A 19,420-nucleotide genomic window follows, 5' to 3' on the forward strand; every position below is an offset into this window, starting at 1 on the left:
ATCTCACGACGACTTCAGGCGCTTCTCCAGGAAGGTGTCCAGCCGTCCGAGCACGGCGTCCGGGACGAGGCGGTTCATCAGGTCGGAGAGGTCGTCCACCTTCAGGACGCGGGCGACCAGCCTGGCGCCGCCGGGTGAGATCCGGGTGGCGAGGTAGAGCGCACGCGCCTCGATCGGCGTCGGTACCACGGCCGGGTTGCGGGCGGCAACGCGCACAATGGTTTTCGCGATGGTGTCGGGTTTGTGGGCGACGAGCCTGGCCGCGTAGTTCGCGATGTTCCCGGCCCGGCGCGCGGTGCGATCGTCCAAGCCGACGGGCTGGGCGGCATCGTAGAAACCGGTGTCGACGAAGGCCGGGCAGATCGCGGTGACCCCGACCCCGGTACCGGCGAACTCGAGGCGCAGACCCTCGGTCAGCATCTGCGCGGCCGCCTTGCTCGTGCAGTACGGCGTGCTCAGCGGGATCGGCGTGAAGGCGGCCACCGAGGTGACGTTGATGATGCGCCCGCCGTGCCCGGCCTGCACCATCTGCCTGCCGAAGAAGGTCGACCCGTAGATCAGCCCCCACAGGTTCACACCCATCAACCGATTCCAGTCGTCCATGGTGTGCTCTAAAAACGGTCCCGCCGTGGTGAATCCGGCGTTGTTGACCAATATCCGCGCCGCGCCGTGTGCCGCGCGGACGTCGTCGGCGAAGCCCTCCATCTGCGCCACATCGGCGACGTCGACCTGATACGGCTCCGCCGTATTGCCCTCCGCGAGTATCGCGTCGACCGTCTCCACCACCCGATTCTTGTCGATATCGGCGGCGATGACCGTTGCGCCCTTACGGGCGAAGCGTTGTGCGGTCGCCCGGCCGATGCCGCCGCCGGCCCCGGTGATGACGACAACCTCGTTGTCGAAGCCTGCCATGTGACTTCCCCCGCTCTAGCTCATACTGTCCCAGACAGTATAGACTTCGAAGGGTGCGCTCAACGCCGAAGTGCGCAAAGGGATTTTGTGCCTGGAGGACCCAATGAAGTACCCGGGGTTGGCCGTGGTGACCGGGGCGGGCAGCTGGTGAACGTGGCGTCGATGGCCGCCTTCGCCCCCGCGCGGCGCGCCATCGAACTGCTGCCGCTGCGCCGCGGGTACCAAACCTTCTGGGCGCCAGCGGAACCGGTGCCCGCCTCGGTCGCCGGGACCGAAACCTGAGTCACGGCCATTGCGGGTGAGCTGGGCGCCGGACCAGCGCATCGTGCGCATCGGAACCACGGGTTCGGTGCCGTTCGTGACGAAATCGGTGGCCGAGGATTACCCGCCGAGGCCGACGAATTACGGTGGGACCGTGCTCAAGTGGACGCTCGCCGCGCACCCGCGGTCCGGTTCCGTACTACCCGTGCAGGTGCTCGCCCCGCCGGCCAGGCCCATCGCCGAGATGGCAATGCGCCGGCCAGGGACCCGGATCTGATTTTTCGGTTGGGAGATCCGCAATGTTTCCGTGTAGCAATGCCGCCTGTGAAAGCAGTTCGCACGATGCGCCGAACTGCCCGAATCTGGTCGTCGAACCGCGACAGACGCGCAATCTGGTGATCCTCGGCCTGCTGGCCCTGACGATCATCGCCGCGCTCGTACTCGCCGCCACCGCGGTGGGACACCGATGACCGCGCCACCGGTGACCTAGCGACTCGGTTGTCCCGCAACGGTTCTGGTGGGGATCGGCGGTCCTCACCGCTGGTCGACGAGATAGCGCAGCAGCACCGCGGTGTTGAAGTGCCTTGTTTCGACCAACCGCAGCGGAACGCGCTTGTCCAGCGCGGGGAACATCGGTGTGCCGCCGCCGAGTATCACGGGCGAGAGGAACAGCTGATACTCATCGATGAGCCCGTGTGGCATCAGCGATGCCGCGAGACTCGCGCCACCGACCTCGATGACGCCGTCGCCGTCCGCCTTGAGCCTGCGGACCTCCTCGACCGCGTGCTCGCTGACGAGCGTGCTGTTCCAGCGGACCTCGGTGAGCGTCCGGGAGAAGACGAACTTCGGCTTGTCCGTCCAGAGCCTGCCGAACTCACGCGCGATGGGCGGCGCGTCCTCGGCCACGTGCGGCCAGTAGTCGGCCATCAGCTCGTACAGGCGGCGGCCGTGCAGCGAGACCTCGATCTCGCGGTAGCGGTCGTTGTGGAACTGATGAAGTTCCTCGTCCGGGTCGGTCCAGTCGATATTGCCGTCGCGATCGTTGATGTAGCCGTCCAGGGACACGCCGAATCCGTAGACCAGTTTCCTCATGACCGAGTAGACCTCCTCCGCGTTCGAAATTCATCGGCACCCATCGGATGGAAAACCTGTTGCCGGACCACGGCGACCACTGCTAGCTTTCCAGCATCCGTGCCGGAGAACGAGGAGGTGATACCCGTGAACGCAGTATCTACATGGGTGCTCCCCTCTGGGGTCACGGTCGGGCGATAGGTCGTCCGGGAGCGCCACTCGAGAGCACTCCCGAAAGGCACGACCATGCAATTCATTTCCGAACAGCGCTTCGACGACGGCATCCGCGAACGCGAATTCATCCTCGGTGAGGTCCCCGGCATCCTGTGGACGCCCGAATCCGCATCCGAATCCACACCGGCCCCGCTGATCCTGGCCGGACCCTCCGGCGGCGGCCTGCGCACGATGTACCCGCGACTGCTGGCCCGGGCCCGGCACGCCGCGGCGGACGGGTTCGCCACGGCCACTATCGAGTTGCCCGGTAGCGGTGACCGCCCCCGGATCGCCGTGGTCGACCAGGCCCGCGCCGACCTGCGGCAGGCGCTGCGGGCCGGTGAGCCGGTCACCGACGATATCGTCGACCGGCTCATCCTCCCGCTGCTCGATCAGTCGGTCTCGGAGTGGCGGGCCACTCTGGACGCGCTTCTCGCGCTACCCGAAATCGGCGGCAGGGTCGGGTATTCAGGCGGGGTGATCTCCCTCGGTGCCCGGCTGGCGGTGGTCGAGCCGCGCATCACGGCCGCCGTTCTGTTCGCCGGAAGTTTCGTGCCCCGCATCATCTTCGAGGAGGCCCGGCAGGTCACCATCCCCCTGCACGTACTGCTGCAGTGGGACGACGAAGGAAACGACCGGCAGATGGCACTGGACCTGTTCGACGCCTTCGGCTCCAAGGAAAAGACCCTGCATGCCAACATGGGCGGCCACACCGGCGTCCCACAGGCCGCGGGCGACGAAGCGGGCCGCTTCCTCGTCCGGCACCTGAACAGCGTTCGCTGACTTCGCTTTCGGCGTAGGCACAGCCGGGTGACGATGAGTCGCCCGGCTGGCGCCGGGCTGGCTGCCTGTCGAGTCCGCGCCGATATGCGACATTTCGTCTCAGACAGTTGATCACTCGGGTGATCACGCCGAAAGCCTTGTTGACGGATGCGCGACAGCCTCCGCCAGCGAGGCGTTGCGAAATCGGCCCAGACGGGATCCGTCAGGCGGTGGCGGCCTGCGAGCCGTCGGCTTCCTCTGTCGCGTCGAGCAATTCGACGAATCGGGCGACCACCTTCTCGTGGTACATCCCGAACAAGTCCTCGAACAGCGCGAGCTGCGCGTCCGACGGGGCAGAGCCCGAATCCCACACTGCCGCAAGGGCGCGCCATACCAGCACATGGAGGTCCGCGGCGCCGGCGAAGTACGCGTCGACGGCCTCGGGCACGTCGAGCACCATCTCGCCGATCGAGTTGAGCACCGCGCGCTGCATGCTGGCACCGAGCGCGGTGAGCAGCCGCCTGACCAGCCGCACCTCGATGCCGAGGATCTTGCGGAAGTCCGGAACCTCCAGCCGGGCAAGCGATTCCAGCTCGTCGATATCGGCCTTCAGCACCGCGGGGTCGACCGTCTGCTCGCTGCTGGTGTAGGCGAGCAGCGCCTCCATGACGATGCCGCGCTCCACCTCGACGACGTCGCGGAACATCTCGATCGCGATATCCGGCATGGGAATCGAGAAGCGGAACAGGTGCCGGTACACATCGATACCGCCGGCCTCGCGCACGTCACGAATGGTGAATCCCTTGCCGCGGCGGGCCTCGACGAACCCGTACGACTCGAGCCGCCCGAGGGTCAGCTGCGCGGTCGCCCGGTTCATATCGAATTCCTCGGCGACCTGACGGACCGACGGCATGAGATCCCCCGGCTGATATTCCCCCGCGGCAACCCGGCGTGCCAGCTCATCGGCAACGTCGGCGACTACCGTTTGGGATCCCATCAGTTGTCACCTTTCGACTACGTTCGAATACGTCCCAGACAGTCTAAGCCCTGCTGTGCCAGACTGCACGTGTGTAACACTGGTCAGCGCACAGTGTGAGGTGAGTCATGGCTAAGCGTCGCGGCAACGGTCAACAGAATGACGAGTCAACAGGTAAGCGCACTCGTCTGTTCGCCGTGGGGTCGAATGGCAAACCTCCAGTTCGCGCCGCGGTTCGCAATGCGAAGCTCGCCGCACTGCCGGTCGCGTTCGCCGGGCGCCAGGCAGCGGGCGTCGGCAGGCGGGCGATGGGCCGCTCCTCGGCCGAGGTGAACCGCGATATCCAATTGCGTACCGCGCAGCATATTTTCGAGGTGCTCGGTGAGCTCAAAGGGTGCGCCGCGAAGCTCGGCCAGTTGCTGGCGATCTACGAGCTCGCGCTGCCGCCGGATCTCGCCGAACCCTACAAGATGGCACTGAGCCAGCTGCAGGATTCGGCGCCCGCGATGCTGCCACCCACGGTGCACGCGGCGATGGCCGCGAGCATGGGCGACAACTGGCGCTGGCATTTCCGGGAATTCGACGATCGCCGGGCCGCGGCGGCCTCGATCGGCCAGGTGCACCGCGCGGTGTGGCGCGACGGCAGGGCGGTCGCGGTGAAGGTGATGTACCCGGGCGCCCGCGAATCGGTGGCGAGCGATCTCGAGCAGTTGCGCCGGATCTCCATGCTGGCCACCGTGTTTCTGCCCGGCGCCGACGTCAAGTCGGTCACCGAGGCGATCTGCCGCTGCGTCGAGGAGGAACTCGACTACGCGGCCGAGGCACAGTGGCAGCGCACCTTCGCCGTCGCCTACGCCGACGATCCGGAATTCCATGTGCCGCAGGTGATCGAGCAGCGGGGTGACGTGCTGATCACCGAATGGCTCGAAGGCACACCGCTCACCCGCATCCTGGCCTCGGGCACACAGGCCGAGCGCGACCGGGCCGGCATGCTCATGCTGCGGTTCGTGCTGTCCGGCTGGACGAGTCACGGCCTGCTCTACGGCGACCCGCATCCGGGAAATTTCCGCATCATGCCCGACGGGCGGCTCGGCGTCGTCGATTTCGGGGCCTGCTACGAGTGGCCGCCCGAGGGCTTCGACCAACTCGCCCTGAACTACTGCCAGGCAATCTTCAACGGCGGCCCGCATGATCTCGAGGTGGCCACCCGCACGCACGGATTCGTGGAGGCCAGCCGCGATTTCGATATCGAGGATCTGTTCGCGGCGGTGGTCCCGTGCAGCGAACCCTTCCGGCACAGCACTTTTCGGCTGTCCACGCCGTGGCTGCGCAAGCAGGTGCTGCGCACCACCGACCTCCGGCTGACCAATGTCGTGCGGCAGCTGACCATGCCCGCCTACTTCACCCCGTTCGTGCGCTCGACGCTCACCCTGATCGGCGTGATGTGCCAGCTGGAGACCGAGGGTGCGCTGCGCGCCGAAATACTGCGCTGGGTCCCGTTTTTGGACGAGGTGCTCGAACAGGCCGTCGGCGACGACACGCTCCCGGTGGATCTGGCGCTGGCCAGACAGCGGCGTGCGGTGACGCGGCCCGACATCTCGGTGGTCAGCTGAGAAAGGCATCCGACCAGCGATAGCTCGCCGTCCCAGACAGTGCTACTGTCGAGGTAGCACTACCAATGGAGGTAAGCGTGTCGACAGCACGGGTGCGGGCGGAGCAGGCAGCGGAGACCGAGCGGCCCGACTTCGAGGTCGTCGTGATCGGCGCGGGTTTCGGCGGTATCGGCATGGGGGTCGAACTCCGCAGGGCGCCGAGGTGAAGGCGTACGCGGATCAGGTCGTCGACGCCTACGGGCTGCGGCCGCGAATCCGGCTGAATACCAAGGTGGTCGGCGGCGCGTGGGACGAGGCCAACCACCTGTGGCGCGGCACCCTCGACAGCGGCCGGGTGGTGACGAGCCGCTTCGTCGTCGGCGCGGTCGGTGGGCTGGAGGTGCCCAAACTGCCGGAGATCGAGGGCATCGAGACGTTCGCCGGGAAGGTGGTGCACACCGCGCAGTGGGATCACGACTACGACTACGCGGGCCGCAAGATCGCGGTGATCGGCACCGGAGCCACCGCGCTGCAACTGATTCCGGAGCTCGCCGCTGTCGCCGAACAGCTGACGGTCTTCCAGCGCCGCCCGATCTGGGTGGCGCCGAAACCGGATTTCCCGATACCCGCCATCGCCAAGGACATCATGGTGAATGTCGGGCCGCTGCACCGGGCGATCCGCGCCGCGGTGACGCTCGGCATCGATTTCGGCTACCCGCTTCGAGATGTGGTGGGGAATAGGTATTTCCCGTTCCGCCACTACGCGTTCCGCACGCTGACGGATACACCGGGACGTCCGGCCGTGATGACCACCGCACGAGGAGTTTCAGATGGTAGTGCCAGCCTATGACCACGAGGTGGCCGTCATCGGCGCCGGGCCGGGCGGTATCGCGGCCGGGGTGAAGCTGCGCGGCGCGGGCATCGACGATTTCGTCGTCCTGGAGCGCGCCGACGATGTCGGCGGCAGCTGGCACGAGAATCACTATCCGGGATTGAGCGTGGACATCCCCGCCATCGCCTATCAGTATTCGTTCGCCCGAAACGCGAACTGGACCAGGATCTTTCCGCGCGGTCCCGAGGTGAAGGCCTATCACGTCGACGTGGCGCGCCGTTACGGCCTGTATCCGCACATGCGATTCGGCACCGATGTGGTGCGCCAGGAATGGGACGACGATCGCCACATCTGGCGGCTGCACACCGCGGCGGGTTCGCTGATCACCGCGCGCTATGTGATCAGCGCGGTCGGCGCGTTCGTGAATCCCAAAGCGGATCCCGGTATTCCGGGGCTGGACGCGTATCGGGGCAAGCTTCAGCGGCCGAGCGATTGGGACGACGACTACGACTACACCGGGCAGCGAGTCGCGGTGATCGGCACCGGCGCCAGCTCGGTGCAGATCGTGCCGTCGCTCGCACCGCATGTCGCCGAACTCGCGGTCTTCCAGCGGACACCGGTCTGGTCGCTACCGAAGCCGGACGTCGCGATACCCGGCCCGGTACAGACCGTACTGCGAATCCCGGGAGTACAGGCCGGAATTCACGGCGCGGTGCTGATCGCGGTGGATCTCACTCTGCGGGCGGGTGTTTCGGCGCCGATGTGGGCGGTGCGCCCGGCGCTGCGCACCATCGACTCGGTGGCCATCGCGGCCTACCGCCGATACCTGCGCCGGGTGGTCGAGGATCCGGAAACAGCGGCGGCGCTGGCACCCGACTACGGCCCGATCGCCAAGCGCCCCACCATTTCCGGCTACACCTTCGCGTTCAACCGCGACAACGTCCGGCTGATCACCACACCGATCGAACGATTCACCGCGACCGGTATCGAAACCACCGACGGCGCGACGCACGAGTTCGACATGATCGTGCTGGCCACCGGCTACGAGGTGTTCTCCGATCCGGAAACCTACAAGCCGGGCGCCATCGTTGGCCGCAACGGGTTCGACCTCAGCAAGTTCTATGCCGAAGAGGGGCTACAGGCCTATCAGAGCGTCGCGCTGCCGCAGCTGCCCAATCGGTGGACGCTGGTCGGCCCGTACTCGTGGACCGGCAGCGGCTGGCACGCGTTCGTCGAGATGACCGCCGATCACGCGGTGCGCGCGATCACCGCGGCCCGCCGCAGGAAGGCGACCATGGTCGCGGTCCGCCAGGTGGTGCACGACACCTACCACCGCCGTATCCATCAGAAGGCGGCCGCGCTGCGCTTCTATCTCGCCGACCTCAACGGGCACGTGCCGACCTACTACCGGAACTCGCAGGGCGACACCACCTATGTGCGGCCATCCGGATTCTTCGAGGCGCGCCGCGGCAACCGCCGCTTCCCGCTGGACGACTACGAGTACTCGGTGCTGCGCGCGGGCGTCGATGCCGAGGCGACGGAGTCCGCGACGGCGTGAGCGGCGCGCGGCGCGCCGACCCAATAGGATCGCGCTGGTGACAGTGGATTCGTTGCCGCGCACCTCGGCGGTGCCGCAGTGGTTCGCGGAGCTGTTCGCGCATCGACGCTGGATACGCCGCACCAAACCGTTCCCGCACGTGTACGCGCAGGATGTCTTCGTCCCCGAGTTCTATCAGCGGCTCGCCGACCAGCTCGCCCAGGTGCGCCGCGAGCGCCCGGCGGAGTTCGGCTCGGTCGGCGAGGGCTACAGCGCGTCGGGGATGCCGCTCGGCGCGCTACGCGACGGCCCGCTGGCGATCTTCACCTCCCGGGAGTGGCACGACCTGATCACCGGTGTCGCCGGTGTCACCGCGACCGGCGATATGGAGGGTTCGAGCCACCATCATCCGCCGGACAGCCCCTACGGATGGCCGCACAACGACCTGAACCCGGCGTGGTTCTCCGGCGAGACGCCGGGCCCCGACGAGGTGCGGCTGCCGAATCCGACGGTGGCCACCAAGACCGGCGACCGCGCGGCCGGTGTGCCAGCACGCGAGACGGTGCGCGCCGTCGCGGTGCTGTTCTACCTCGGCAACCCGGGCTGGCAGCAGGGCGACGGCGGGGAGACCGCGCTGTACGACCATCTCGGCGACGGCACCACGCCACCGTTTCTCGTTCCGCCACTGGACAATTCGCTGCTGCTGTTCGAGGTGACGCCGCGGACGTGGCACACCTTCGCCGGCAACAACGCCCGCGAACGCAACAGCCTGGTGATGTGGGCGCATCGCACGAAAGACGCTGCCACCCAGCGCTGGGGAGAGGATCGCATTGAGTACTGGTGAACGCCGGGTCTGTCTGCTCACCGGCGCGGGCGGCGTACTGGGTGACGCGTTCTGCCGCGCCTACCACCGGCAGTACGACATCGTGGCCGTCTGCCGCGCCCGCACGCCCGCCGCGCCGTCGCAGGACGAATGGTTCGTCGATCCGCTCGATCCGGAAACGCCGGTGCCGGAGAACGATTCGCGCGTACACCTGGTGCGCGCCGAACTGCTGGAGCCGGGCGAGGTGGAGCGGGTGGTCGATCTGGCGCTCGCGCGTTTCGGGCGGGTGGATCTGCTGGTCAACAATGCCGCCTACAGCAGGTGGCTGCCGCGCGGCGTGGTGGACGGCGATGTCGCGCTCGACGAATTCTATCCGCACTACGCCATGAATGTCGCTGTGCCGCTGCGCTTCGCGACTCGGCTGGCGCAGCGCAGCTGGCTGCGCACCGATGCCGAGAACCGGGCGCGCAACCGCAATGTCGTGAACGTCTCCAGCATCGCCGGTTCCGCGGTCTATCCCGGCGGGCAGGCGCTGTACGGCTCGTCCAAGGCCGCGCTCAACCACCTGACCCGCCACCTCGCCGCCGAGTTCGCCGAATTCGGCGTCCGGGTGAATGCGGTGGCGCCCAACAGCTTTCCGTCCATCGTGCCCACCGAGCGGGTGGCGCGATCGATCGTGGAACTGGACGAGGCCGAGGTGACCGGCCAGGTATTCAGCGTGGACGCCGAGGCGGCGGTGTCCGGCCGCCACGCCATGTGACTACTCCGCGACGCCTGCGGTGGTTCCGGTGATCCGCTCCGACAGCACCCAGAGTCGTTGCGCGAGGTCCTGATCTACCGCCTGCTTGTTGCTCGGCCGCTCCAACTTGAACCGGTGGAAGTAGCGCCCGTTGATCTCGTCGGTGGTGTCCACCAACCGCACCAGCGGATCGGCGCCCTTCTCCGGGCTGAGGAAGATCAGCCGCCCGAGCGGGGAGCGGACGAACGGCGCGGCGATCCTGGAGCGGTCGTACACGTGCGTGGCGACCGCACCGGGATGGAAAGCGGCGGTGGTCAGCCCGGTGCCCTCGGTGCGCCGGGCCAGCTCCCTGGTGAACAGGATGGTCGCCAGCTTGGACGCGCCGTAGGAGCCGAGCATGGTGAACGACCCGGTCGGCGCGTTCACGGTGTCTAGGTTCAGCCGCGCCGTCCGGTAGGTCATGCTGCCGGTGTTGATCACCCTGGCGCCGGACTGCACGAGGCGATCGAGCAGCAGGGCGGTGAGCAGGAACGGCGCGAGGTGGTTGACCTGGAAGGTCTGCTCGTTGCCGTCGACGGTGATCTCCCGCTTCGGCCACGCGCCGCCGGCGTTGTTGGCGAGCACATCGATGCGCGGATACCGGTCGAGCAGCTGATCGGCGAGCTTGCGCACCTCGTCGAACCTGGCGAAGTCGGCGATGAACGCCTCGCCGCCGACGGTACCGGCCACCTCGGTGGTGCGTTCCACCGAGCGCCCGACAACCGCGACGGTCGCGCCGCGCCGGGTCAGTTTGGCGGCCGCCTCGGCGCCGAGACCGGAGCTGGCTCCGGTCACCACGATGGTCTTGCCGATCAAGTCCTGCTCTGCCATGCCGCCTCCTGCTGTGTCGACCTACCCGTTCCGATCGTTATCGACCGCGGCGGTTCCGGCAAGACCCGCCGCGTAATGCGCGGCGATATCGTCGCTGGTCGTCAGCCATACACCGGGGTGGCCCGCCACATATTCGAGCGCCTGATCCAGGTACTTGGCGCGGAACGCCTGCCCGATGACGAACGGATGCAGCGCGAGCGCCATCACCCGGCCGCTGTCGGCCGACTCGGCGTAGAGCTGGTCCAGCTGATCGCGCACGATCCGCACGAAATCCGGTCCGCTGAGGCTCTTTCCGACGAACAGCCCGATGTCGTTGAGCTCCACCGAATACGGCACGCTGAATACGCCGGGCACATTGAGCGGGTAGGGCTGATCGTCGTTGGTCCAGTCGAGGACGTAGTTCAGTCCGAGTTCGGCGATCAGCTCGGGGGTGCGGAAGGTTTCGGTGAGCGCGGGGCCCATCCAGCCGCGCGGCCTGCGCCCGGTCGCCCGCTCGATGGTCTCGACCACCTCGGTGAGGTAGGCGCGTTCCTCGTCGACGGGCATATCCGCCTGGAAGATCGAGTTGTTCTTACCGTGCGCGAGCCATGCCCAGTCCCGTGCGACACCCGCCGCGATGATCTGCGGATTGTGCACGGTGACATCGGAATTCAGCAGCACGCTGGCGCGAATGCCGTGCCGGTCCAAAGTTTCGAGCGTCCGCCAGAAACCCACCCGCGGCCCGTAGTCGCGCCAGCCGTAGTTCAGCGGATCGGGCGTGAGCCCGGCGGTGCCGGCGAAGGTGCTCGTGGACGGCTTATCCACCTGGTAATGCTCGACATTCAGGCCGACATAGAACGCGACCCGCGCACCACCCGGCCACTGAATAGGCGCACGAGCAGTATCCGATTGGCGGCCCTCCCGGGTCCCTCCGTGGTTACGCTCCGCTGCCGCCTCCGGGCCCGTCGCTCGCGCCGCGGAAATGGGGCTGTAGTCGAAGAGTTCGTTGTCCATGCGCCTATGCTCGAACCATCACACCGGTGTGAAGGTCAAACCCCGCTGAAGTGAGGTGGCGCACATGCGAATCGGCGAATTGTCGAAGCGAACCGGCACCCCGCCGCGGCTGCTCCGCTATTACGAGGAACAGGGCCTGATCGTCGCCGACCGCTGCGCCAACGGCTACCGCAGCTATGACGAGCGCTTCGTTGACCGGGTGATGCAGATCCGCGGGCTGCTCGACGCCGGGCTGCCGACCAGGATCATCAAACAGATCCTGCCGTGCCTGGACAAGCCGCGCACCATCTATTTCCCGGACGCCACACCGGAAATGCTCGCCATGCTCGAACACGAACGCGACCGGATGTCCGATCGCATCGCCTGCCTGATGCGCAATCGCGATGCCATCGCGGGCTACCTCGACGCGGTCCGCGGGGAGCCGGTCTAGTTGCCGTACTGCTTGGTCTCGGGGCGTTCGATCAGCAGCACGTGCGCCACCTCGTCGGCGACCGGGCGGTGCCGGACGCCGCGGGGAATCACGAAGGTATCGCCGGGGCCGAGCTGGATGGACGGCTGCTCCCACAATTCGATGCGCACAGTGCCGTCCCAGCACAGGAACATCTCATCCTCGTCGTGGTAGTGCCACGGGAACTCGCCGTGCACCTGGGCGACGCGCACCACCGCGTCGTTGACCAGCGCCACCTGGCGCTGCTGGAAGGGGCCGGGCAGTTCGGCGATGAGGTCGGGAATCGAGACCTGCTGCGGTGTCGTCTGTGTCATGCGATCCATCGTCGGGCGGGCGAACTCGCCGATCCAGCGCCAATCGAGCAGAATTGGTTTGGTAATGGACCCAATCAATGTCACCGAGCGGCTCGGCCGATGGTCTTCGGGCCGCGGCCCGCTGTACGCGCTGCTCGCCGCGCGCCTGCGCGAGCTGATCGATGACGGCGAGCTGCCGCCGGGCACCAAGCTGCCACCGGATCGCGCACTAGCAACCAGCCTCGCGGTCGGCCGCAGCACCGTGGTCGCCGCCTATGACCTGCTGCAATCGGAAGGCAGGATCGTCCGGCGGCAGGGCAGCGGCACCAGGGTCTCCGGCACGGCGTCGGCCACTCCCGACACCACGAGCGCGCCCGCGCTGCTCGATCTGCTCGAGCCGCGCTCGGAGGTGATCGGCCTGGCCTGCGCGGCACCCGACACCCCGCCGCCGCAACTCATCGAGTCCTACCACCGGATACTGCCGGTGCTCGCCGCGACCACCGGCGATATCGGCTACCACCCGACCGGACATCCGGTGCTGCGCCGGGCGGTCGCCGAGTACTACGCGAATCGCGGCCTGCCGACCGAGCCCGCGCAGATCCTGGTGACCACCGGCGGCCAGCAGGCGCTGTCGCTGCTCGCCCGCGCGTATCTGCGGCCCGGCGACCAGGTAGTGCTCGAGGCGCCGACGTATCCCGGTGCGCTGGAAGCCTTTCGGGAGGCGGCCGCGGTGCCGCGGCCGCTGCCGCTCGGCCTCGACGGTTTCGCCGCGGCCGTCCGCGCACACCGGCCCGCGCTCGCGTATGTCGTGCCCACCTACCAGAATCCGACCGGTGCGGTGCTGCCGACGCTGGCGCGGCGCGCGCTGGCGGAGGCCGCCGACGCGCACGGCGTCCCGCTGATCGACGACGAGGTGCGGGCCGAATTGGGTTTTCCCGGCACGCACGCGCCACCGCCACTCGCCGCGTTCGCGCCATCGAGCGAACTGCAGATCACCGTCGGCTCGCTGAGCAAGATCGCCTGGGGCGGCCTGCGCGTCGGCTGGGTCCGCGCCTCCACCGCGACCGTCGCCAGGCTGGCCCGGCTGCGCGCGGTGCACGACCTCGGCGGCAACCTGCCCGCGCAGCTGGCCGCCGCCGATCTGCTCGGTAATCTGCCCGCCCTGCGCGAACACTCCGCCGCCGAGCGCGCGGCGCGCCACGATCACCTGCGCGCGGAATTGGCTCGGCTGCTACCGGACTGGGAGGTGCACCCGGTATCGGGCGGGCACACCCTGTGGGTACGGCTGCCGTACGGCGACGGCACCTCGTTCGCGCAGGCCGCGCTGCGGCACCGGGTGGTCGTGCTCGCGGGCAGCGGTATGGACGCGGGCGGTGGCAGCACCGACCATGTGCGCCTGCATTTTCTGCATCCACCACACGCGCTGAGCGCCGCCGTACAGCGTCTCGCCGCGGCCTGGCGCGACTACCGCGCACCGGCCCGGCCTGCCATATCCGCGCCGCCTCTGGCAATGTAACCACCGGCCGAAGCGGGATCCGCGACGTCGAACCGCTCGTCGCGTGTTGGTGCCGATCGTCCGTGGCGTCCTGCTGCATACTCACGAAACGTGAGATGACGGGTCGCCGACGCAGCTTCACCTCGATCGAAAGTGCCGATACGACATGCGAGTCGACGGGCGGGAGATCCCGGTCACCGGGAGCCTGCTACAACCGCTCAGGCGGCGCACCAGCGACATCATCCGTGTCGTTCTGGCCGCGCTGTGGGTCGCCGTCGTCATCGCTGGCTCGCTGATCACCAGGCCGGAATGGCTGGCGCTGGAACGGTCGGTGTCGAATATCGTCGGGTTCCTCAATCCCGACCAGTCGAACCTGGTCTACCTGATCTACGGCATGGCCATCCTGGCGCTGCCGTTCGCGATCCTGCTCGAGCTGATCATCGGCAGGCAATGGAAACTGCTCGCGGGCTACGCCGCGGCCGGGCTGATCGCCGGCCTGCTGCTCTCCATCACCGGCACCGGGCTCTCCGCACCGAAATGGCATCTGCAGGTACCGGATCGGCTCGACACCTTCCTGTCGCAATTCCTCGACGATCCGCGGTGGATCGCCATGCTCGCCGCGATGCTCACGGTGGCCAGCCCGTGGCTGCCGAACCGGCCGCGGCGCTGGCTGTGGTTCCTGCTGCTCGCGTTCGCGCCGATCCATCTGGTGGTCAGCCTCGTCGTCCCCGCGCGGGCGATGTTCGGACTCGGCGTCGGCTGGCTGGTCGGCGCGGTGATCGTGCTCGTGGTCGGCACGCCCGCGCTCGAGGTGCCGCTGGAAGCCGCGGTGCGGGTACTCGCCAAGCGCGGGCATACGGTGACCGCGTTCACCGTGGTGCGGCCCGCAGGGCCGGGGCCGCTGGTACTCGACGCCGTCATCGATGGGCCGGAGAACCGTCTGGTCGTCGACATGTACGGCAAGAATCAACGCAGCTACGGCGCGCTGCGCATGCTGTGGCGCTGGCTGACCTTCCGCTCCAGCGAGACTGCCGCACTGCACGGTTCGCTGCACCGCGCGGTGGAGCATCGCGCGCTGATGGCGCTGGCCGTCGAGGACATCGGGCTCGCCGCGCATGCGCCGGTCGCGCTCGCGTCGCTGGCCCGCGGCTGGACCCTCTACGCGCACACCATGCCGAAAGGCGTGCCGCTCAACGAGATGTCCGGCGATGTGCTGCCCGCCGTGTGGAAATCGCTCGACACACTGCACTGCGGCCAGATCTCGCACGGCGACCTGCGGCCGACCGAGATCCGGATCGCCAACGGCGCCACCGTCTTCAACGGTTTCACCGCCGCCGAATTCGGCGCCACCGACGCGCAGCTGAATTCCGATGTCGCGCAGTTGCTCGTCTCGACGACGGCGCTGTTCGGCAAAGAGGCCGCGGTGCGCGCCGCGATCGATGGGCTCGGCCAGCAGAAGGTCCTGACGGCGTCGGCCCGGCTCACCAAGTCCGCCATGCCATCGAGCCTCAAGAAGTCCGTCCCCGACTGGGGCGCGGCGCTTTCCGCCGCCCGCGACGAGGTGGGCAAGCAGACCGGCAAGGACAAGATCGAGGCGCAGCAGATCACCCGGTTCAGCCGCAACCAGATCATCCAGCTGGTACTGCTGATCGGCCTGGTTTATGTCGCCTACCCGTTCATCAGCCAGGTGCCGACGTTCTTCACCCAGCTGAAGACGGCCAACTGGTGGTGGGCGCTGCTCGGCCTCGGCGTCTCCGCGCTCACCTATGTCGGTGCGGCGGCGGCACTGTGGGCCTGCGCCTCCGGGCTGGTCAGCTTCCGCAATCTGGTGATCATGCAGATCGCCAACACCTTCGCTGCGACCACCACGCCGGCCAGGGTCGGCGGTCTCGCGCTCAGCGTGCGCTTCCTGCAGAAGGGCGGCATGGGCGCGGTGCGCGCCACCGCCGCGGTGGCGCTGCAGCAGGCGGTGCAGGTGATCACCCATCTCACCCTGCTCGTGGTGTTCAGCATCGCGGCGGGGCAGCAGGCGGACCTGTCGCATTTCGTGCCGAGCGCCACCGTGCTGTATCTGGTGGCGGGCGCAGGCGTCGGCATCATCGGCGCGTTCATGTTCGTGCCGCAGCTGCGGCGCTGGCTGAACAATTCGGTGCGCCCGCAATTACAGGAAGTGCTCGGCGAGCTGGGTGACCTGGCGCGCGATCCGAAGCGGTTCTCGGTGATCATCCTCGGCTGCGCGGCGATCACGCTCGGTCAGGCGGGCGCGCTGTGGGCCAGCGTCGAAGCCTTCGGCAGCGGAACCAGTTTCGTCACCGTCACCATCGTCACGATGATCGGCGGCACGCTCGCCTCGGCCGCGCCGACGCCGGGCGGTGTCGGCGCCGTGGAAGCCGCGCTGATCGGTGGTCTCGCCGCGTTCGGGCTGCCCGCCTCCGTGGCCGTGCCCGCGGTCTTGCTCTACCGCGTACTCACCTGCTGGCTGCCGGTGTTCTGCGGGTGGCCGACCATGCGCTGGCTCAGCTCGCGCAACATGATCTGAACCCCGCGTACCCCGGCTACCCGAATTCCCAAGCGGCGTAACCGAAATCCGGAATCGCCGCGATAATTACCGTCGAGTTGCGGAGTGCCGTTCATTTCGGGTCATATATCCATCACCGGAATTATTCGCCGCGCGGTCCAGAGCCCCAGCGGCGCATACCGTTCCACTCGGAACGGAATCTCCAGAATGGCTCGAGAGGGAAAACGATGGCGATCGATCGGCGCGTCCGACGGACGAAGAGCCTGCTACATCGGGCGTTGATCGAACTGATGCTGGAACGCGGATATGACCGAGTCACGGTGCGCGACATCCTCGCCCGCGCCGATGTCGGCCGGTCCACGTTCTACGCGCATTTCCGTGACAAGGACGATCTGCTCGTGGTGAGCAGTACCGAATATCTGCGCGCGGCGGTCGCCGCGTCCGGCGCGGTCTCGGCAGGCGGGGCGGCTCCGCTCGCGCCGATCGCGACACTGTTCGGCCTCGCCGCCGCGAACCGTGAGGTGTACCGGGCGCTGCTCGGTCCGAAGAGCAGTGGACTGCTGCTGCGCGCGACGCAGGTGATGGTGGCCGAGGTACTCACCGAACAGCTGGCGGGGCGGCTCGACATGTCGGAGACCGAATTCGCCGCGACCGTCACCTTTTTGGCGTGGGGTGTGGTCGGGCTACTAGGCGCGATCACCGAATCCGAGCCGCCGCTGCCGCCCGCGGAGGCGTACGACCGCCTGGAAATGCTGGTCGGCCCCGGGCTTTCGGGCCGGGTCCGCACTCCGGCGCGATAGCCCTCAGCCCGCGTGCTCGTCGAGCAGCGCGAGCACCTGCTCCGCCGTCAGCGCGCCCGCGGTGGCGAGTTCGAGGTTCGCCAGCGAGGCAGTATGTGCCTCCGGCGATCCCGCCGTAACACAGTCCGACACCGGGTACACGGTGAATCCGAGATCGGTGCCGTGCCGCGCCGTCTGCTCGACGGTGAGGTTGGTGGCGACACCGGTGAGGAACAGCGTGTCGATGCCACGTTCCTCCAGCCAGCCTGCCAGTTTGTTACCGGCGAGCCCGGACAGCTTCTGATTGTCGAACACCGCGTCCGCCTGCTCGGCCAGCTCCGGAACCAGCTGTGAGCCAGGCGATTCCGGCCGGAAGTCGGTCTGCGCCGCACCGACCGAGCGCATGAACCCGGTATTGCGCACCAGCTCGCCCTCACCGATCGGAATGGTGAAGCGGGTGAAGGCGATCGGCAGCCCGCGTTCGCGCGCCGCGGCGTGGAACCCGGCCGCGCGCGGCAGCACGCCGCTGCTCGCGACCGGTTCGGCCAGCATCGGCCCGAAGAAGCCTTCGGGCTTGATCACGTTCACCTGCCAGTGCAGCGCGAGCACGGCCGCGCGGATACGGGGAATCGCCATGCCGACGACCTTACATCAGTTGACTAAAGTCAGCTTGAATGATCCTTGCGCAGTTGTACTTTCACTACCTTACCGCTGGCGTTGCGCGGCAGTTCGGCAATCAGCACCAAATCCTTCGGATGTTTGTAGCGCGCCAGGTTCTCGTTGAGGAACGGCTCCAGCTCGGCCAGCGTGAGCCCCGCGTCGGCGTCGTGCAGTGCGACCACCGCGACCGGCACCTCGCCCCACTTCTCGTGCACCCGCCCGATCACCGCGGCCTCGCGGATCTTCGGATGCGCGAACAGCACGTTCTCCACCTCGGCACAGTAGATGTTCTCGCCGCCGGAGATGATCATGTCCTTCTTGCGGTCGACGACATAGATGAAGCCGTCCTCGTCCTGGCGAACCAGGTCACCCGAGTGGAACCAGCCACCGGCGAAGGCCTCGGCCGTCTCCGCCGGCTTGTTCCAGTAGCCGGACATGAGAGTCGGTCCGCGATAGACGATCTCGCCCACCCCGCCGGGGGCGACATCGTTCATCTCCTCGTCCACGATGCGCGCCTGGATGGTCGGGATCGGCTTGCCGACCGAGCCGAGCTTGGCGATCGCGTCCTTCCCCTCGAGCACACAGGTGACCGGCGACATCTCGGTCTGGCCGAACACCGCGACATTGGCGGCGTCGGGGAAGCAGTCGGCCATCGCCCGCAGCACCGAATCGGAGGCGGGCGCGGCACCCCAGCTGAGGCTCTTCAGCGCGAGCTTGCGCTGCTTGACCGTCGGTTCGTCGCAGATCAACTGCCACTGCGCGGGCACGCAGAACGCCACCGTCGCCTGCTCGCGCTCCACCGCGTCCAGGAATTCGGTGGCATCGAACGCGCCGAGCGGATGCAGCACGATCTTGCCGCCGAGCAGGAAGTACGCGGTCAGGCCGCCGAGGCCGGCGATGTGGAACAGCGGCGAGGTGCAGAAGACCACCGAATCCGGGGTGATGTCGATCGCCCGAATGCTGGTGAACGCCTGGCCGTTCAGATTCGCGTGCGAAAGCACCGCGCCCTTCGGGCTGCCGGTTGTGCCGGAGGTGTACATGATCAACGCCGGGGTGTCCTCCGGAATGTCCAGCGGCACATGGGGTTCCCCGTCTTCGGCGAGCAGATCGTCGAATCCGAGGATGCCGTCGCCGCTGTCGCCACCGATCACCACACAGACTTCCAGCGCGGGCGTCTGCGCGCACATGGCGACCGCCAAGGGCCGCAGCACGACGTCGGAGACGATGGCCTTGGCGCCGCTGTCGGCGACGAGATAGGCGACCTCGGGCGGGGTGAGGCGGAAATTCACCGGGACCGCGATGGCGCCGAGCGCGGTGATGCCGAGTACGGCCTCGATGTATTCGGTGTGGTTGAGCGCGAGGACGAGCACCCGGTCACCGAAGCCGACACCGCGGCGAGCCAGGCCGTCGGCGAACTTCTGCGAGCGCTCGCGCAATTGCCGCCAGGTGGTGTCGGCCCCGCGGAACCGCACCGCGACCGCGTCCGGGCGCATCATCGCGTGGGTGGCGATCTGGTTGTTCCAGTGGTTGCGCCGCGACCTGATCGGCTCGTCGAGCGCTGCTGCACCGGTGATCATCCACGAACTCCTTCCGGACCGTCACGATGACGGGCTGAACTGCCCGCAGAATAGCAACTAACTTATCTC

The 19,420-nt window shown here is 67.7% G+C and carries 21 protein-coding genes; 13 read left to right on the forward strand and 8 right to left on the reverse strand.

What is annotated here, in order from left to right:
* Positions 1–3: 3 nt before the first annotated feature.
* On the reverse strand, positions 4–912 hold the full coding sequence (locus tag ACIG5A_RS23320) for an SDR family NAD(P)-dependent oxidoreductase (protein WP_397243296.1): 909 nt from the start codon (positions 910–912) through the stop codon (positions 4–6).
* A 325-nt stretch (positions 913–1,237) separates the two neighbouring features.
* On the opposite strand from ACIG5A_RS23320, the gene ACIG5A_RS23325 reads away from it, so the two are divergent.
* Positions 1,238–1,450, forward strand: a complete 213-nt coding sequence (locus ACIG5A_RS23325; protein WP_397243298.1) for a hypothetical protein — start codon at positions 1,238–1,240, stop codon at positions 1,448–1,450.
* A 22-nt stretch (positions 1,451–1,472) separates the two neighbouring features.
* Positions 1,473–1,643 (forward strand): hypothetical protein, encoded by a 171-nt coding sequence (locus ACIG5A_RS23330; protein ID WP_397243300.1) that lies wholly within the window; start codon positions 1,473–1,475, stop codon positions 1,641–1,643.
* A gap of 64 nt (positions 1,644–1,707) precedes the next feature.
* On the opposite strand, the gene ACIG5A_RS23335 is transcribed toward ACIG5A_RS23330, so the two are convergent.
* Positions 1,708–2,265: a dihydrofolate reductase family protein gene (locus ACIG5A_RS23335; protein ID WP_397243302.1), complete on the reverse strand. Its 558-nt coding sequence runs from the start codon at positions 2,263–2,265 to the stop codon at positions 1,708–1,710.
* A 225-nt stretch (positions 2,266–2,490) separates the two neighbouring features.
* On the opposite strand from ACIG5A_RS23335, the gene ACIG5A_RS23340 reads away from it, so the two are divergent.
* Positions 2,491–3,240 (forward strand): alpha/beta hydrolase, encoded by a 750-nt coding sequence (locus ACIG5A_RS23340; protein ID WP_397243304.1) that lies wholly within the window; start codon positions 2,491–2,493, stop codon positions 3,238–3,240.
* A gap of 202 nt (positions 3,241–3,442) precedes the next feature.
* On the opposite strand, the gene ACIG5A_RS23345 is transcribed toward ACIG5A_RS23340, so the two are convergent.
* Complete coding sequence (locus ACIG5A_RS23345; protein ID WP_397243306.1) at positions 3,443–4,216, reverse strand: GntR family transcriptional regulator; 774 nt, start codon at positions 4,214–4,216, stop codon at positions 3,443–3,445.
* A gap of 107 nt (positions 4,217–4,323) precedes the next feature.
* On the opposite strand from ACIG5A_RS23345, the gene ACIG5A_RS23350 reads away from it, so the two are divergent.
* The 6 genes from ACIG5A_RS23350 to ACIG5A_RS23375 all read left to right on the forward strand — a co-directional run bounded on the left by ACIG5A_RS23350 (position 4,324) and on the right by ACIG5A_RS23375 (position 9,739).
* Positions 4,324–5,808 (forward strand): ABC1 kinase family protein, encoded by a 1,485-nt coding sequence (locus tag ACIG5A_RS23350; RefSeq protein ID WP_397243308.1) that lies wholly within the window; start codon positions 4,324–4,326, stop codon positions 5,806–5,808.
* Between the two features lie 77 nt (positions 5,809–5,885).
* Positions 5,886–6,014, forward strand: coding sequence for a hypothetical protein (locus ACIG5A_RS23355; RefSeq protein ID WP_397243310.1), 129 nt, complete (start codon positions 5,886–5,888; stop codon positions 6,012–6,014).
* Positions 6,011–6,637 carry a flavin-containing monooxygenase gene (locus ACIG5A_RS23360; RefSeq protein ID WP_397243312.1) on the forward strand — a complete coding sequence of 209 codons (627 nt, stop codon included), beginning with the start codon at positions 6,011–6,013 and terminating at the stop codon, positions 6,635–6,637. The genes ACIG5A_RS23355 and ACIG5A_RS23360 overlap by 4 nt, the downstream gene beginning before the upstream one ends.
* Positions 6,618–8,177, forward strand: coding sequence for a flavin-containing monooxygenase (locus ACIG5A_RS23365; RefSeq protein WP_397243314.1), 1,560 nt, complete (start codon positions 6,618–6,620; stop codon positions 8,175–8,177). Before ACIG5A_RS23360 ends, ACIG5A_RS23365 begins: the two co-directional genes overlap by 20 nt.
* A 37-nt stretch (positions 8,178–8,214) precedes the next feature.
* A complete protein-coding gene (locus ACIG5A_RS23370) occupies positions 8,215–9,000 on the forward strand; it encodes a 2OG-Fe(II) oxygenase (RefSeq protein ID WP_397243316.1) in 786 nt (261 codons plus the stop codon).
* Positions 8,987–9,739 (forward strand): SDR family NAD(P)-dependent oxidoreductase, encoded by a 753-nt coding sequence (locus ACIG5A_RS23375; RefSeq protein WP_397243318.1) that lies wholly within the window; start codon positions 8,987–8,989, stop codon positions 9,737–9,739. The genes ACIG5A_RS23370 and ACIG5A_RS23375 overlap by 14 nt, the downstream gene beginning before the upstream one ends.
* Here the strand turns inward: ACIG5A_RS23375 and ACIG5A_RS23380 are convergent, their stop codons facing one another.
* Complete coding sequence (locus tag ACIG5A_RS23380; protein ID WP_397243320.1) at positions 9,740–10,588, reverse strand: SDR family NAD(P)-dependent oxidoreductase; 849 nt, start codon at positions 10,586–10,588, stop codon at positions 9,740–9,742.
* A 21-nt stretch (positions 10,589–10,609) separates the two neighbouring features.
* The gene (locus ACIG5A_RS23385) at positions 10,610–11,581 is read right to left on the reverse strand and encodes a polysaccharide deacetylase family protein (protein ID WP_397243322.1); all 972 of its coding nucleotides are present in this window, start codon (positions 11,579–11,581) and stop codon (positions 10,610–10,612) included.
* Between the two features lie 64 nt (positions 11,582–11,645).
* On the opposite strand from ACIG5A_RS23385, the gene ACIG5A_RS23390 reads away from it, so the two are divergent.
* Positions 11,646–12,011 carry a MerR family transcriptional regulator gene (locus tag ACIG5A_RS23390; protein ID WP_397243324.1) on the forward strand — a complete coding sequence of 122 codons (366 nt, stop codon included), beginning with the start codon at positions 11,646–11,648 and terminating at the stop codon, positions 12,009–12,011.
* Here the strand turns inward: ACIG5A_RS23390 and ACIG5A_RS23395 are convergent.
* The gene (locus ACIG5A_RS23395; RefSeq protein WP_397243326.1) at positions 12,008–12,343 is read right to left on the reverse strand and encodes a cupin domain-containing protein; all 336 of its coding nucleotides are present in this window, start codon (positions 12,341–12,343) and stop codon (positions 12,008–12,010) included. The two genes, ACIG5A_RS23390 and ACIG5A_RS23395, sit on opposite strands and share 4 nt — an antisense overlap.
* A gap of 64 nt (positions 12,344–12,407) precedes the next feature.
* On the opposite strand from ACIG5A_RS23395, the gene ACIG5A_RS23400 reads away from it, so the two are divergent.
* The 3 genes from ACIG5A_RS23400 (at position 12,408) to ACIG5A_RS23410 (ending at position 17,135) form a co-directional block, all read left to right on the forward strand.
* The gene (locus ACIG5A_RS23400; protein ID WP_397243328.1) at positions 12,408–13,838 is read left to right on the forward strand and encodes a PLP-dependent aminotransferase family protein; all 1,431 of its coding nucleotides are present in this window, start codon (positions 12,408–12,410) and stop codon (positions 13,836–13,838) included.
* A gap of 145 nt (positions 13,839–13,983) precedes the next feature.
* Positions 13,984–16,356 carry a lysylphosphatidylglycerol synthase domain-containing protein gene (locus tag ACIG5A_RS23405; RefSeq protein WP_397243331.1) on the forward strand — a complete coding sequence of 791 codons (2,373 nt, stop codon included), beginning with the start codon at positions 13,984–13,986 and terminating at the stop codon, positions 16,354–16,356.
* A gap of 206 nt (positions 16,357–16,562) precedes the next feature.
* On the forward strand, positions 16,563–17,135 hold the full coding sequence (locus ACIG5A_RS23410) for a TetR/AcrR family transcriptional regulator (protein WP_397243333.1): 573 nt from the start codon (positions 16,563–16,565) through the stop codon (positions 17,133–17,135).
* 3 nt (positions 17,136–17,138) lie between these two features.
* Here the strand turns inward: ACIG5A_RS23410 and ACIG5A_RS23415 are convergent, their stop codons facing one another.
* Together ACIG5A_RS23415 and fadD5 are read right to left on the reverse strand one after the other, a co-directional pair.
* The gene (locus ACIG5A_RS23415; protein WP_397243335.1) at positions 17,139–17,750 is read right to left on the reverse strand and encodes a cysteine hydrolase; all 612 of its coding nucleotides are present in this window, start codon (positions 17,748–17,750) and stop codon (positions 17,139–17,141) included.
* Positions 17,751–17,779: 29 nt separating this feature from the next.
* Entirely contained in the window at positions 17,780–19,351 is a 1,572-nt protein-coding gene (gene fadD5, locus ACIG5A_RS23420; protein WP_397243337.1) for a fatty-acid--CoA ligase FadD5, read from the reverse strand.
* Positions 19,352–19,420 lie beyond the last annotated feature (69 nt).

It is taken from the genome of Nocardia sp. NPDC052566 (assembly GCF_044547285.1).
In the GTDB taxonomy this organism is placed as follows: domain Bacteria; phylum Actinomycetota; class Actinomycetes; order Mycobacteriales; family Mycobacteriaceae; genus Nocardia.